At 39.6% G+C, this 15500-nt stretch carries 17 protein-coding genes; all 17 read left to right on the top strand.

Annotation, left to right across the window (positions count from 1 at the left end; genetic code table 11):
- Positions 1-16: 16 nt before the first annotated feature.
- Positions 17-376 (top strand): 50S ribosomal protein L18, encoded by a 360-nt coding sequence (rplR, locus tag K2W90_06885; GenBank protein ID MBY0354059.1) that lies wholly within the window; start codon positions 17-19, stop codon positions 374-376.
- Between the two features lie 20 nt (positions 377-396).
- Positions 397-939, top strand: coding sequence for a 30S ribosomal protein S5 (gene rpsE / locus K2W90_06890; GenBank protein ID MBY0354060.1), 543 nt, complete (start codon positions 397-399; stop codon positions 937-939).
- Positions 926-1399, top strand: a complete 474-nt coding sequence (gene rplO / locus K2W90_06895; protein MBY0354061.1) for a 50S ribosomal protein L15 — start codon at positions 926-928, stop codon at positions 1397-1399. Before rpsE ends, rplO begins: the two co-directional genes overlap by 14 nt.
- Positions 1380-2696 carry a preprotein translocase subunit SecY gene (gene secY / locus K2W90_06900; protein MBY0354062.1) on the top strand — a complete coding sequence of 439 codons (1317 nt, stop codon included), beginning with the start codon at positions 1380-1382 and terminating at the stop codon, positions 2694-2696. Before rplO ends, secY begins: the two co-directional genes overlap by 20 nt.
- Before the next feature lie 22 nt (positions 2697-2718).
- Positions 2719-3387: a nucleoside monophosphate kinase gene (locus K2W90_06905; GenBank protein ID MBY0354063.1), complete on the top strand. Its 669-nt coding sequence runs from the start codon at positions 2719-2721 to the stop codon at positions 3385-3387.
- A 17-nt stretch (positions 3388-3404) separates the two neighbouring features.
- Positions 3405-4163, top strand: coding sequence for a type I methionyl aminopeptidase (map, locus tag K2W90_06910; protein MBY0354064.1), 759 nt, complete (start codon positions 3405-3407; stop codon positions 4161-4163).
- Positions 4164-4184: 21 nt separating this feature from the next.
- Complete coding sequence (gene infA / locus K2W90_06915; protein MBY0354065.1) at positions 4185-4412, top strand: translation initiation factor IF-1; 228 nt, start codon at positions 4185-4187, stop codon at positions 4410-4412.
- 59 nt (positions 4413-4471) lie between these two features.
- A complete protein-coding gene (rpmJ, locus tag K2W90_06920; GenBank protein MBY0354066.1) occupies positions 4472-4588 on the top strand; it encodes a 50S ribosomal protein L36 in 117 nt (38 codons plus the stop codon).
- Positions 4589-4649: 61 nt separating this feature from the next.
- Positions 4650-5039 (top strand): 30S ribosomal protein S13, encoded by a 390-nt coding sequence (gene rpsM, locus K2W90_06925; GenBank protein ID MBY0354067.1) that lies wholly within the window; start codon positions 4650-4652, stop codon positions 5037-5039.
- A gap of 26 nt (positions 5040-5065) precedes the next feature.
- Positions 5066-5449: a 30S ribosomal protein S11 gene (gene rpsK / locus K2W90_06930; GenBank protein ID MBY0354068.1), complete on the top strand. Its 384-nt coding sequence runs from the start codon at positions 5066-5068 to the stop codon at positions 5447-5449.
- Positions 5450-5516: 67 nt separating this feature from the next.
- The gene (gene rpsD / locus K2W90_06935; protein ID MBY0354069.1) at positions 5517-6140 is read left to right on the top strand and encodes a 30S ribosomal protein S4; all 624 of its coding nucleotides are present in this window, start codon (positions 5517-5519) and stop codon (positions 6138-6140) included.
- Between the two features lie 52 nt (positions 6141-6192).
- On the top strand, positions 6193-7251 hold the full coding sequence (locus K2W90_06940; protein MBY0354070.1) for a DNA-directed RNA polymerase subunit alpha: 1059 nt from the start codon (positions 6193-6195) through the stop codon (positions 7249-7251).
- The gene (gene rplQ, locus K2W90_06945; GenBank protein MBY0354071.1) at positions 7248-7604 is read left to right on the top strand and encodes a 50S ribosomal protein L17; all 357 of its coding nucleotides are present in this window, start codon (positions 7248-7250) and stop codon (positions 7602-7604) included. The genes K2W90_06940 and rplQ overlap by 4 nt, the downstream gene beginning before the upstream one ends.
- Positions 7605-7794: 190 nt before the next feature.
- Positions 7795-8739, top strand: a complete 945-nt coding sequence (locus tag K2W90_06950; protein MBY0354072.1) for an L-lactate dehydrogenase — start codon at positions 7795-7797, stop codon at positions 8737-8739.
- Positions 8740-8913: 174 nt separating this feature from the next.
- Positions 8914-12738 (top strand): hypothetical protein, encoded by a 3825-nt coding sequence (locus K2W90_06955; protein ID MBY0354073.1) that lies wholly within the window; start codon positions 8914-8916, stop codon positions 12736-12738.
- Between the two features lie 21 nt (positions 12739-12759).
- Entirely contained in the window at positions 12760-14535 is a 1776-nt protein-coding gene (locus tag K2W90_06960; GenBank protein MBY0354074.1) for a trichohyalin-plectin-homology domain domain-containing protein, read from the top strand.
- Positions 14536-14796: 261 nt separating this feature from the next.
- Positions 14797-15500 (top strand): hypothetical protein (locus tag K2W90_06965; GenBank protein MBY0354075.1); only part of this gene is annotated, 704 nt, incomplete at its 3' end.

Here is a 15500-nt window from a genome sequence, read left to right on the forward strand (position 1 = left end):
TGATAAAAAGGGTACTATTGTGAGTTTGCAAAAACGAATTGCGTTAAGAACAAAAAGAAGAGCATTTCGCGTTAGAAATCGCTTAAAAAATAAAAGTGAGTTGTTGAGAATTACTGTTTTCAGAAGCTCACGACATATTTATGCTCAAGTAATTGATGATAGTGCGCACAAGACTCTTGTAAGTTTTTCTTCTCTAAATCTGGAAAAAGCATCCGGAGATAAAAAAGACATTGCTAAGCAAGTAGGTATGGAATTGGGCAAAATAGCTACATCCAAGGGCGTTTCTTCTGTATTCTTTGATAGAGGTCATTACTTATACCATGGTAGAGTAGCGGCACTTGCTCAAGGTTTACGTGAAGGTGGTTTGAAATTTTAAAGATAACTAGGAACGGTAACATGGCAGAAGAGAAAAACAAAAAAGCATCTCAAGCCAAAGCTCAAGGAGACGAGCTTACTGAAGCAGTATTGAAGGTTCGCCGAGTTGCAAAAGTTATTAAAGGTGGCAGAAGATTTGCTTTTTCAGCGCTTGTGGTTGTTGGAGATAAAAAAGGTAATGTTGGTGTTGCTTTGGGCAAAAGCCGCGAAGTTTCTTCAGCAATATCAAAAGGCTTGAGACGCGCACGCAAAAATATGTTTGCTGTCTCTCTTTACAAAACAACTATCCCGTTTACCGTACAAGGTAAGCATGGTGCGAGCGAAGTTCTTATTCGTTCAGCATCTAAGGGTACCGGTATTATTGCCGGTGGTGCAGTACGTGCTGTTTTAGAAGCTTTGGGTGTGCAAGATGTTCTTGCTAAATCTATTGGTGCTTCTAACTCACAAAATGTGGTTAAAGCAACAATTCATGCTTTGAAAAAGTTGAAAACAGCTCAAGAAATTGCGTTTGTTAGAGGTAAAAGCATGAAAGAACTGTTCGGAGAAAAAAATGCTCAAGCTTAATCAATTGACATCACTTACAAAAAAAAGAAAACGTGTTGGTCGAGGTGGTAGCAAGGGTGGTACTTCTGGAAAAGGTTCCAAAGGACAACTTGCTCGTACTGGCGGTAGATCAGAAGTAAGGCCATTTTTTGAAGGTGGACAGATGCCACTTTCTCGTCGTTTGCCTCGACGTGGTTTTACTAATGGTGCGTTTAAAAAAGAATATACTATTATCAATGTTGGCGATCTTGAAAATCAATTTGATGCGGGTGCGACCATTGATAAAAATGTATTGCGTAAAAACGGATTTTTTAAGAGTAAGAATGAAGGCCTCGTTAAATTTCTTGGTAATGGTACGCTGACCAAAAACTTTGTTGTCATCGGAGATGCGTTTAGTAAGTCAGCAGTTCAAGCAATAGAAAAGGCCAATGGTAAAGCTCAATTAATTAAGGAGCAAACCGGTGATCGTACTACTTCATAATTTCAAAAATATTTTTTTAGTATCTGAGCTGAGAAAAAAGCTTCTGTTTACATTAGGTATTTTTGCTGTTTATCGTTTTGGTGCTCATATACCAATTCCAGGTGTTGACATAATTGCTCTCAAGAGCTTTTTTGCAACAACAACTTCGGGGTTGTTATCTTATTTGGACCTTTTTTCAGGTGGCGCTTTGCAAAATTTTGCAATTTTGACACTTGGTATGTCTCCGTATATTAGCTCATCAATTATGATGCAGCTTTTGACGGTCATGATTCCTTCTCTTGAGCAACTCTCAAAAGAAGGAGAATATGGAAGACGTATTATTGGTCAGTATACTCGTTATTTGACCTTGGTAATAAGTTTTGTACAGGGCCTTGGCCTTGCTATGTTTATTGAAAAACAACCAGGACTTGTTTTAAATCCCGGCTGGGGTTTTAGACTTTCAGCTGTCTTTATTCTGACGGTGGGATCTCTTTTTGTTATGTGGATTGGTGAGCAAATTAATGCGCACGGTCTTGGTAACGGGAGCTCTATGGTCATTTTTGCAGGTATTGTAACACGCCTTCCTTTTGCGTTGGTTACGTTGGCAAAAGACATTAGTCTTGGACAAACGGATATTATACGAGTTATTTTACTTGGCGGCTTTGCCATAGCGATTATAGCTTGTATTGTTTTCCTTGAAAAAGGGGAGCGCAAGGTTCCTGTTCAGTACGCAAAGCGTGTCATTGGTAATAAGTTATACGGTGGTCAAAGTTCCTATATTCCACTAAAACTTAATCCGTCAGGTGTTGTGCCAGTTATTTTTTCTGGTGCAATACTGGGCTTGCCTGTTACTGTTGCAAGTATGTTGGCTGTTTATTGGCCGACCCTCAATAACGTTGTTGCTCGCTGGTTTACTCCAGATGCAGGGTTGTATAACGTATTGAATGCAGGCTTAATTATTTTCTTTGCGTTTTTTTATACGGCTATAATTTTTAACCCAACTGAGTTGGCAGAAAATCTGCGTAAATCTGGTGGGTTTATTCCTGGAATTAGGCCGGGTAAGAAAACCGCTGAATTTTTTGATTATTTATTGACTCGCATTGGTTTTCCTGGCGCTGTTTATTTGGCTCTGCTAGCGATTTTGCCAAATACGCTGAAAAATGTTATAGGTTTTCCTATTATGTTTAGCGGTGTTAGTTTGCTTATCGTAATCGGTGTTGCTCTGGAAGCTTCTGCGCAAATTGAGTCACATTTGATTGAAAGAAAGTATGAAGGTTTCTTGTCAACGGGCAGACTGAAAAGTCGATTTGGGCGTTAAAAAATGATCAGCAAAGGTATTGATGATGCAGCATGTGAATAAGGTCATTTTTTCGTTTTTTGGGCCTCCCGGATCTGGTAAGGGAACTCTGGCTGAGCGGTTAGCACGAGAACTTAATTTTGAAGTACTGTCTACTGGCAACCTCTGCAGGAAAAATATTGCAGATCAGACTGAAATAGGAAAAAGCCTATCACTTTATTTGGATAAAGGACACTTGATTCCAGATGAATTGATTACCGATATGGTAGGTATTTGGCTTAAAGATGCGATTAAAAAAAACCATCCAATCATATTGGATGGTTTTCCAAGAACTAAAGGGCAGATAAAGCTCTTTTTGAATTTTTTGAAAGAAATTCCAGGTTCTTGTTTTCGTGTTATGCATATAAAGTTGTCTGAAGGCGAAATTATAAAGCGTCTTTCATTACGGCTTGTATGCGAGAATAAAGATTGTCAGGCAGTATACAATAGTATACTTATCGGGCAGCAAACCGTGTGTGAAGCGTGTGGAAGCTTATTGGTTAAACGTAGAGATGATGATCAAGAAGTTGTTAAAGAGCGTTTAAGGCAATATCCTGCCTATGCACATGAACTTTTGACATTTTATAGATCAGTTGGACAGCACATAGAAGAAATTGATGTTCTTGATATGGCTCCCGAACAGGTTTATAATACTTTTCTTTCAATGATATAGGTTTTCTGTTTGTAATTATGGATGCAATTATAATAAAAAATAAAGTAGCTATAGAAAAGATGAGAAGCGCCGGAAAGCTTTTGGCGCAAGTCATGCAAGAGACAGAGCCTTTCGTTAAAGAAGGCATTAGCACGCATGAATTAGATCAAATTATTGAAAAAAAAATGCGTGAACGAGAGCTTAAGCCTGAGTGCAAGGGGTATGCTGGATACAGACATAGTTCATGTATCTCTTTGAATGATGTTATTGTTCATGGGGTGCCAAAAAAAGAAATTATTTTAAAATCTGGAGATTTTGTTAAAATAGACATTGTGGGCTCATATAAAGGCTATTGTGCCGATATGGCTCGCTGTTTTTTTGTTGGCGAAGCATCTCCAGTTGCCCAAAAAATGGCAGAAGTTGCTCAGCGAGCGCTGGATAAAGGTATTAGCTTGGTTCGGCCTGGCATCCGGCTTTCTGATATTTCGGCTTGTGTTCAGCGCGAGGTGGAACAAGCTGGTTTTGGTGTTGTAAGGGATTTTGCGGGTCACGGAATAGGCAAAAATATACACGAAGCGCCAGATGTGCCTAATTTTGGCAAATCTGGGCAGGGCCCGATACTGCAAGAGGGTATGACATTGGCGATTGAGCCTATGATTACTGAAAAAGATTATGCAGTTAAGATTATGGCAGATGGTTGGACGGCAAAGACGGTCGATGGTGGGCTTGCAGCTCACATTGAAGATACAGTCGTTGTGGTGCGAGATGGTGCTGAAATTCTCACAAGAATTTTATAGTGTGAGAAACGTGGGTAAAAAATGAAAAAAAAGAGCGATGTTATAGTGATGGATGGTATTGTGGAAAAAGCTTTGCCCAATGCCATGTTTCAAGTGAAATTAGTTGAAGGCGAGCATACGGTTTTGGCTCATGTTTCTGGCAAAATGAGAATGTACTACATTAAGTTATTGCCAGGGGATAAAGTTGCTGTTGAGCTTTCTCCATATGATTTGAAAAAGGGCCGCATTATATCTCGTTACCGTGTATAGAAAAATTTTTTAAGTTATTGGCGTACAACAAGTACGGAAAATTTTTTGAAAGAAGTGTCATGAAAGTAAGAACATCTGTGAAAAAGATTTGTGCGGATTGTAAGGTTATAAAACGTGAAGGCGTTGTTCGGATTATTTGCAAAAAGAGTCCGAAGCATAAACAACGTCAAGGTTAAGAAGTTTAAATAATTGAATATGTTTAATGGGCAACAGAGAACCTGTTTAGAGAGGTAGTCAATGGCTCGTATCGAAGGTGTACTTTTACCTACTAGTAAGCGTGTGGAAATTGGATTGACGTATTTATACGGTATTGGCTTGTATCGTTCAAAAGAAATTTTGCATGATATAAATATTAGCCCAGATGTACGTATTAAAGATTTAACGCATGAGCAAGTAGCTGCTATTCAAAAATACATAAATCAACATTACAAAGTTGAAGGTGAGCTCCGCAAAGAAGTTACTTTGAATATTAAGCGTTTGCAGGAAATTGGCTCATACCGAGGAACTCGTCATAAGCGTTCATTGCCGGTAAGAGGTCAAAGAACAAAAACAAATGCTCGTACTCGTAAGGGACCTCGTCGTGCAGGTGCGGCAGTTACACTGAAAAAAGCCGTTACTAAAAAATAGATAGATTTGGTAAACAGGATTGAATAATGGCATATAAGAAAAGTAAGAAAAAACAAATAAAAAACGTTGACACTGTAGCAGCTCACGTGAAATCTTCATTCAACAATACAGTTGTTTCAATTACAACGTTGGATGGCGATGTTCTTTTGCGCAGCAGTTCTGGGCAATTTGGGTTTAAGGGAGCTCGTAAAGGAACTCCATTTGCTGCTATGCAAATTGGAAACAAGCTTGCTAAAGAGCTTATTACCATGGGAGTTAGGCTCGTTGAAGTCAACATGCAAGGGCCTGGTTCTTCTCGTGATTCAGTTATCAGAGCGTTGCAGTCGTCTGGCTTAACCATTACGGTATTGCGTGACGTAACCCCATTGCCTCATAATGGATGCAGAGCTCCAAAAAAGAGACGGGTATAGTTTGTTATTGTTGAATTGAGTATGAACTTAGGCACAAATTTTAATAAGTAAATTAGGTTTAAAGGTTATGGGAAAGTTTTTAGCTGGATGCAAAAAGTGTCGTCAAACGGGTATGAAGCTTTGTTCTAAAGGTCCAAAGTGTGTTCTGGAAAAAAGAACCCTTACGCCTGGGCAACATGGTAAAAAACTCGCTGCAAAAAAAAGCTCAGAATACGGCAAGCAACTTCAAGAAAAACAAAAAGTTAAGCTTATGTATGGCGTTTTGGAAAAGCAATTCAAAAGATTCTTTAGTATTGCTGCTCGCCAAAAAGGTGTTACAGGTGAGGTTCTTTTAAGCTTACTTGAACGTCGTTTGGACAATGTTATTTATCGTTTAAAAATGACACTTTCTCGCGGTCAAGCTCGACAACTCGTTGCTCATGGTCACATTAATGTTAATGGCAATCGTGTTAAAACTGCCTCTTTCTTGGTTAAAGAAGGCGACGTTATAACGCTGGCAGATAGAACATTAAAGAGCCAAGCTCTTCTTGATAATGTTGTTGATAAGCGCTTGAATATGGGAATTCGTGTTCCAGAATGGTTGGAATTGCAGAAGAAAGATCGCAAGGGAATTGTTCTGAGATTGCCTGTTCGTACTGATGTAACGGTACCTATTGAAGAGCATTTGATTGTTGAATTATATTCCAAGTAGAAGTAGAGAGTACGGGCACATAAAGCGGTTATTGTTGTAAAGGAATGTGTACATGCAGAACAGAAAGTATCAGCCATTAACGCTTCCAAAGCTAGATTGGAACAAGAAGATTTCTTCCCCAGTCTCTGGTGAATTGGTCGTTCAGCCTTTAGAGCCTGGCTTTGGCATAACATTAGGCAACGCGTTGAGAAGAGTTATTCTTGCCTCAATCGAAGGATCTGCCGTAACGTCAGTTATTATTAAAGGTGTGAATAATGAATTTTCAACACTTAAAGGCGTTATAGAAGATGTTTTGCAAATTGTGTTAAACATTAAAGAAGTGGTTGTCAAAAACACTACTGGCAAACCAGGCAAGATGTATTTAAGTGTTAAGCGCGAAGGTGCCGTAAAAGTCCAAGATATTAAGGCTGATGAACATTTGGAATTGATTAACGGTGATCATGTTCTTGCGCATTTGGCTGCAGATGGAGAGCTTGAAATTGAGTTCTTTGTTGAATCTGGACGCGGTTATGTTCCTGCTCAATGGCCAAAGGGCGTTTCTTTGCAGGCAGATGAACGAATTTATCTTGACGCTTTGTTTTCTCCAATTAAGCGTGTTGAATATCATGTTGAAAAAACGCGTGTTGGCCAAGACATTGATTATGACAAGCTTATAATGAAAATTGAAACCAACGGAGCTGTTCATCCGCAAGATGTAGTGCATTATGGCACCTCTGTTTTGCGTACACAGTTTGAGCATTTCTTGGGAGCAACTGAAATCCCATTCAATGAAATATCTCAACAATCTGAAGAAAGTGTTCAAGTTGCAGGACATACTGATTCCGAAGGCCCAACAAGAGGCTTGCCGGTTGATTTATTCTTGAAACCAATTGATGAACTTGAGTTTTCTGTTCGTGCTCATAATTGCTTAATTGGTGCTGGTATTAAGCGCGTTATTGATTTGGTTAACTTGACCGATGATGATGTGCTTAAAATTAAGAACTTTGGTCGTAAATCATTAAGAGAAGTTAAAGAAATTCTTTCTGCATTTGGTTTGCATCTTGGTATGAATGTTAAAGAACTTGATTTAAAGAAAGCTATCAAACAGCAGGAAGGGAGCAATAAATCATGAATCATCAAAATGGCCGTCAAAAATTAAATCTTAAACAAGGTCATCGCAAAGCCTTGTTGCGCAACCAAGTTATTCATCTGATTAAGTATGGTTGCTTGCAAACAACCAAGACGCGTATTAAAGAAGTACAACGTCTTGCTGAGCGTATTGTTACTATCTCTCGTACGGGATATGACTTTAATACCATCCGCCGCGTAAAGCAGCTTTTGCCTTATGACAGCGATGCAGTAGTTAAGCTGATTAAAGAAATTGCTCCAAAATATGTTGGAAGACCAGGTGGTTACACCCGTGTTATTCCTCTTGGTATTAGAGCAAGTGATACGGCAACTATCGCTCGTCTTGAGTGGGTATAGTTTCGATTATCAAACATAGGTAATTGACTTAAAAGAGATTTTACGTCTTTTTTAGTAAAAGTAAAAAAAGGGCATCACTGATAAAGTGGTGCCCTTTTTCATTAAAAGATATTTTTTATTGCCTTATTAAAATTTTTTATAGTACACCTAAAAGAAGTTAAAATTTTGTGCTTTGAAAAAAGGAAACAAGATGGCCAAAATTTCTTCTTCTGCCAAAGTTGCTATTGTTGGAGCTGGTCGTGTGGGCAGTACTGCCGCTTATGCTTTAATGCTTGGTGGTACCATTTCGTCAATTGCCTTGATTGATTCTAACAAAGAACGGGCAGAAGGTGAGGCTCTTGATCTTAATCATTGCATGCAATTTACCCGTGTAACCACTATAATGGCCGGCGATTCATTTGAATTGGTTGCAGGAGCAGATGTTGTAGTACTTACCGCTGGAGCAGCTCAACTTGTTGGGCAGTCTCGCAGTGATCTTTTAGCTGTCAACGCAGCTATTTTCAAACACATTATTCCTCAAATTGTTCGTCATAATAAAGAATGTATTTTATTGGTTGTCACCAACCCTCTGGATGTTATGACTTATTTGACGTGGAAGCTTTCTGGTTTCTCGTCATGCCAAGTTTTTGGGACCGGGACGGTTTTAGATTCTGCTCGGTTGCGATATCTTTTGGGTGAACATTTTCAAGTTAGTCCAAAAGATGTAACTGCTTATGCCTTGGGAGAGCATGGTGATGCTTCGTTTGTTTGGTGGAGTGGGGCAACTATTGGTGGTATTCCGCTTACAGCTTTTACGCGTTATGACAAAAAAATTATGGATGATATTGCTGAAAAAACTCGACGGGCAGCAGAGCAGATTATTGCAAAAAAGGGCTCAACTTTTTATGCCATTGGCTTGGTGATTGCAAAAATTGTTCAAGCAATCATTTTAAACCAACCAAGAGTTTTGAGCGTTTCGGCAGTGGTACATAATGCCCTTGCCCAGGATGTTTGTTTTAGTTTGCCAACTATAGTGAGACGTGGTGGGATTTGCGAAATGTTACCTGTTACGCTTAATCAAGATGAGCAAAATAAGTTGGCGGCGTCTGTTTTGACAATAAAAAATGAAATAGAAAAAGGAATGTCATACATTTAATTTGAATAATTGACATCTTGTGTGATAATTTTTTTTAATTTCTTTACAAACGAGAATGGCCTGACTAGAATCAACTCAAGATTATGAGCATATTTATGAGCAATTATTATTGCTGGTAAAGGAAAATGCTTGTATTTATACGAAGACTTTTAAGTTTTCAAGGGAGAGTAAAGGATGAAGAAGAGGTTAATTTTTGTGCCCATTTATTTGGGCATTTTCTTTTCGATAATTGCGGTAAATCTTGGTGCGCAAGTCACCTTTGGTAGTAAACAGTCTGCCTTTAACATTGCTACTGGTGCGCGGTTGAATGTTGGGTCGTCAAATCTTAGTGTTGATGGAACAATTCGCGAAGAGACATCTTCTTCAATTAGCGGGAACACCTTTACTTTTAATGATGGAATATTGGATGTTGGCGGAGTTGAGCTTGCCGTCAATGCAACGTTTGATCCAACAGCTGGTGATACTATTAATTTGAATGGTGGCGACCGTGTGCGTGTGGAGCCTGGTACGGTGCTCAAAACGGTAGCAGTAAGTGGCGCTGGTAACGTTTTGGAGGGACAGCCAACGTTTAGTAGCGCTATTTCGCTTGCAGGAGTTGGCACTGATTTAACAGTTGCCTTGCAGAATACCCTTAACGTTGATATTAATTTAAATGGCGGCACGTTGATTTTGGGTGATAACTTAGCGCTTAATTCCGATGTGAAAATTAATGGGCCAGGCATTGTTATGACCAATGGCCGACGTTTAGATTTTGGTAGTTTTTATTCCACGCCATGGTCAACTGCTTTAACATTTCTTAATTCAACCGGCTTGTTTTTGCATGGTACTATTCAAGTAGCTGCTGTTTGGACCTTTTCCGGTACCAATCTTTTAAATGGTAATGGATCAATTTTTGAATTCGGTCCGGGTGGTCAAATAAGCATTGGCGCGGGTAACGAATTATTTGTAAATGATATTTATATCAAAAATATTGGGACGGGTGATTTTGCTTTTGGTAGCGCAACAAGTAAGCTGCATTTTAACAACGCCATACTTGATATTGATACCAACTTAACTACCAATGTGGGCAATGTGGTTATTGATGGGCATACAACGTTTGTTTTACGAGATAAAAAATGGACATTTAACGGTACGGGCAAGCTGAGTATTTTTGACAGCTTGTGGCTTGACGTTTGCAGTTTTACTTTGTTGCCAATGATGCCACCAGCCGGCAATGTTTTTGCACCGCTGGCTATTTTTGATGGTGATGGTGATTTGAATAAACCTAATGTTCAAAGTAATATTGTTGCTGGCAATCTTGAAATTTCTGGCAACGGCAACATTAAAGAAGTAGCAGATCGCTCGCTGGTTGGTTTGTCTGATGCAGCAGAAGAGCTTTTGAGCGGTGATGTTGATATGGACGTGACGTTAGATGGTAACGTTGAAGTTCCTGCTGACATGCCCATTGTTATTACCGGTGATGTGACGATTGATGGTCAAGGTTGTGCTATTATTTTTTGTAATACTTCAAACCCTCAATTTATTGTTAAGCCAGGAAAAACAGTAAAATTGCAAAATATTACCTTAGAGCGTATTAATGCTAATACATTCCTATTGGGTGATAATTCTAAGATTGTTATCGGCGATGATGTTAATTGGGAGCTTATTGAAGACGTTACGTTAAGCAACGGGCTTATTGATGTTCTTGCCAATAAAATGTGGCATGTTACTGGCATTGGCGGTCAAAGAAAGTTAATCCTCAGTCCTGCTTCTCCAGGAACTACCGAATTGGTTCATTTAGGTAGAAGGGCGTCGCTGGTGCTCAAGAGTATTGAGTTGCAAGGTCTTGAGTTTATGACCTTTGAAGCAAGTTCTTCAATTTCTATGATTGGCGAATCGGCAGTTGGCATACGCGAAGATTCTGCCATGAATTTTGATATCGAAGGTACCTTTAACTCGATTATTTTACTGACAGATGGTGTGACGTTGTCTGGTACCATTGCATTTTTGGGTAATGCACTTAAAAATATGCTAACGATCAAATTTTCATTAAGCACGCCAGTTGAAGACAAAGTTGGTGTAGCGCCTGGTAATCCATTATTAATTTTGGCGGGTGACCCGGGGCTTTATTTAACCAGTGATGATTATTTAGCTATTTTGAATTTAGATGACAATACCATTTCAATTCAAAATAATAATACTAATGCATTCATTGTTGATCAAAATTCAGTATTGGCAGGTAACCGTCTTGAAGTGCTTACCAATCCAATAAAAAAAAGTTCGTTATTGTTTACTTTAAAAGTTACTGAGATCACTGGCCAAGGTATTGATGCTTCTTTTGCCAGAAGTTTACGACCAGCAGTGCCGCGCAAAAAAATGCCAAAGAGTGCCTTTGTACAAAAACGAGCACGTGAACGCGCGTTGAAAAAAGAGCGTGAACAAGCAAAACCGCCAGTTTTGGCAAATAAACCAAAAGCTATGGCTCGTCCGATTGCCAAGCCTGGTCGCCGCAAAAAACAAACAAGAGATTTATATGGTTTAGATGTGTTTGAGAGCAGGGCGCTTGATCTGCCCCCAGGCGACAATGACAGTGAACGCTATGACATTCAGTATGAAGATACTCGTGTTGATTTGGCTGTGCCACTGCAAGGTAGCATTAGTTTAAATAACGCGATATTGGCAAACTTCTTTAACCTGCCTTCACTTACTGATTCTACCGACTTGCCATTTAATCTTGTTTTAAAAGGTAATTCAACGGTAATTCAACGAGATGATCAAGAAGTATCTCTCAAAGAAGGTACGCATATTATTAACGTTATTGGCAGAAATAACGAGATCCAAATTACTAACACTTTCAGAGTTGGTAAGAATACGCTGTTCTTTGATGAAGACGCTTCTTTAAAATTCTTTATCAACCAAAACCAAACCGTTATTTTTGAACAAGATGTTCAGATTGATATTGAAAACAACTCGGTTCTTGAGTTTTGTGGCGGCGGTACCGTTCAACTCTCTGATGGCGTGATTATTAACTTAAATGGCCAGCGTGCCGTTGTGCTGCCTACCACTAACTGCCCAGACCCGGTAACTCCTGAAGTTGCTTCACGTGCTTACATATTGTTGAGCGAAGATGTTATTGTTACCTTTGCGAATAATAGCGATGTCTTGCTGCGTAACAAAAAAGCAAATAACAAAGCTAAAGCAGCAAGTAACGTGCGCCGTGGCAGAATGGCATTGCGCTCTCCAAGTATTTCTACCCACATTCAAGGGATTGGTGAGATTCAAGTTGACAATTCTTGCTTGTGCCCAGACTTTGGTGGATTTTTGCACGTAGCGGCTGATCCTTTAAATGATATCACTTTCAAAGTTGTTGGTTCTGGCGAGTTGAAAGTTAAAGGAAATTCTGGTTTCTCAATTGGCAAGGGCTGCTCTTCGTTGACATTTGATCGCGATGGCAAGCTGACAGTGATTGATGGTTCGTTTGAAATAAACAGTGATAATAAAGAACCGCAACGTGGCTGTGTTGATAAATTATGGTTCTGTTCAGGCACAACACTTTATGTTGCTGAAAATGGCTTACTAGTACTTGGCCAAAATGAAGTACAAGGCCAATACCAACTTATTGAAAAAGAGTTTAATTTTAAGTTTCAGCCAATTCATATAATTGGCGATGGCTTTGTTGAATTTGTAGGTAGAGATACTGCTCCGCAACGAAACTTTATTGGCAAGTTACAAGTTCCTCCTTTCAATGCTTTTGTCGATGAGCATATGACATTTGATAAGTTAGCAGGTTTCTTAACGCAAACAGTTCAAGGTCTTCAGTTTTCAACGGTGTATGTTGATCAAGATGGTAATACATTTGTGAGAATAACCAAAACAGGCATTAGTGTGTTGCTCAAAGAAGGAGATCGAATTGTTGGCGATGAAAAGCGTACTATTAATAATAAAATAAAGGTGGTAGTAACGGGTCGAGATAAGGCAAATAAAGTGTTTGTCATCGACGAAGATGGTAATCGTTCTTAATTAAAAAAGGGGAAGATGATTATGAAGAGAAGTATAGTATTTTTGTTGTCTTTAGGATTGCTTGTTGGCAATGCGCCGGTGCATGCCAACAGCCATGACAAAAATGAAACGCGTGAGCAAAAGCGCTTGCGTGAAGAAGCTCGCCGCAAACAAGCAGACATGGAAAAGAAAGCCAAAGCTGAAAAGAAAAAGCAAGAAAGTGCACGCAAGAAGCAAGAGCGTGATGCTGCTAATGAGCGTAAGCGCATCGAGCGTGAAGCCCGTAAACGTGAAAAAAAAGCAAACGCTAAGATGGCAAAAGAAAAAGATAAATTGAACGCTGACCGCAAGCATCAGATGAAGCATGAACGTGAGCAAGCTGACAAAAACCACCGCGAGGCGTATCGCGAAGCGCAAAAACGTATGGCAGCTCAATGGAAAGAAATTCGCCATAAAGAAGTAATGCAAGAATATCAAGATGGCAAATATGCTGATTTGTACAAACAACCAGCATGGCCAACGTATGCAACGTACGTAAAACATAAGCATCTTTTCAATATTGGCGGTTCATATCGCTATGAAAGTGATGCGTATGATGCTGACGGTAACAACCGCGACATTACCATTTTGCCTTTCGGGCAAGAGCCAGTTTTGGTTAAAGATGTGTTGTTGGTGAGTAAGTTAGCGCAAGAAGGGCTCGTGACTCAATCAAACTATATTAACGCAGGTAGTAATGCTTATTTATCACAACTTGCAGATACGCCGATTGTTTTCCTTGGTGAGTCTGAAGAGTGGCGAGTTAATCTTGATCTTGCTCGCTTTATCTGGAAGCGTAACATAGCAGTTGGTATGCAAATGCCGGTTGTCTACCAAAAGCATCGTTTGCATGCTAAATTAGGGCTGAATCAAACTCAATTAATCAATACATTAGGAGCTAACCCTACAACTTCTCCAGATGAAGCATTCGATGCGCATTATGGTCAGGATGGCAAAAAATTCATTACCGATATTTTTGATGCCAAAGGCGTAAGCCAACTTGGTGGTAGCGCTGGTGGTTTGGGTGACATAACCTTCTTTACCCACGTGTATCTCGACAACATCTACGTTGACAAACTTATGACCGGTTTGCGTTTGGTAATACCAACAGCTGGCCGTCAAGCGCAAAACCAATTGTGGGGTCCTGAACTTGGTAATGGTGGCTTCTTGGAACTTGGCTGGTTTATTAATACCGTCTATTCATACAAGAGCTACTTTAACCCACATTTCTTCTCACAAATTTCTGGTACCTTGCTTGAAGCACGTGTGAAACGCAGAATTCCAAGAAAATTGAGTGCAAATAACAATACAGGTGGCGCGGCGACACTTCTTACGTTGAGCAATAACGATGCTCTCGGCGATGTCTTTGTATTTGGCGAACGCGTTGAATTGGCAAATGGCAATAAAATTGACGGTAGATACGACTCAACACACCGTGGCTTGGCCGACAGAGTAGCAGACTTCAAGTTGCGCAAAGGTTTTGAATCCAGCTTTAGAGTTGGTAATATTTTTGAAAAATTTGTAGTGCGTCGCGCATTTATGGACGTGTACTATGAAGGATATTGTAAGTGGGAAGATGACTTTAGCGACCTTGACCAAGATGTTTGGTTGACTGACGTTATTGAAGAAAACACTCAACAAGTTGCTCATAAAGTGGGCCTTGAGCTTAACTATCAATTTGATTGTGGCTCACGTTTGAAGGCTGGCATGGAATATGTATTTGCTGGTACTAATACACCAAAAGCATTTACAGCCACGCTGAATTTAAATTATTCATTCTAACAAATTAAGAAGGCTGCTCGTTTGAGTAGGCAGGCAGCCTTCTTTTTATTAAAAAAATGGCGAAACAAAAAATCGATGAATATACCAAGTAGGTCGATTTTGGGAGAAAAAGCCCCTGTTTCGTCTTTTCTTATTTTTACAGCTGTTTTTTGGGGAGAGGAGGAGATCTTATTTTTTTAAGGTCTTAGGGAATTATTTTTGATCATCCGAGACGAGCTTGATTAAAAATTTGAGGATAAGAGAGAGAAAAAGGAGTAGGAGATGAGTAGTTTGCGTTGTAGAAGATTGATTGTTCCTTTTTTGATAGGCTTTTCTTGTTTATCATCAACGGCTTGGGGGACGGGGTTAAAATTTTCTAACCGTTGTTCAACTATTGTGCTTGATCCAGCAACTTCACGCGTTCGTCTTGGTAAGGTTGCCAGCGTTATGGGCTGGTCTGAAAATTCTATTTTGAAGTCTTTTGGGTGCAATGCGCCAACTACGTGGACTGAGTCGTACACGGCGGGTGTTGAGCTTGGTAATGGCCGCAGAAAACCAACTACCAACTTGGTGGATAGCAACAGTAATGCGATTAAGAATTTGAGCTTCACTTCGGGTTCTTTGGCTACAAATAACAGTAACGCAATTGTTAATTTGACAGCGCAAGTTAGAGTTAACAGTAACGCTGCTGCCTATGGTATTAAAAACAACAGTAACGCAATTGTGGCAAAATGCCCACTGATTATGGCAAACAGTAACGCGATTAATTTATTGAAGAGCCAGGTAAGACAAAACAGTAACGCGGCTGTTTATGGTATCAAAAACAACAGTAATGCAATTGTTGCAAAATGCCCACTGATTATGGCCAACAGTAATGCAATTAACTTGTTGAAGAGCCAAGTAAGAACCAACAGTAACGCATATGCCTACAGCACAAAGAACAATAGTAACGCGATTGTATGTTTGACAAAACTGGTAAGAGTTAA

This window comes from Candidatus Babeliales bacterium, assembly GCA_019749895.1.
Classification (GTDB): domain Bacteria; phylum Babelota; class Babeliae; order Babelales; family RVW-14; genus AaIE-18.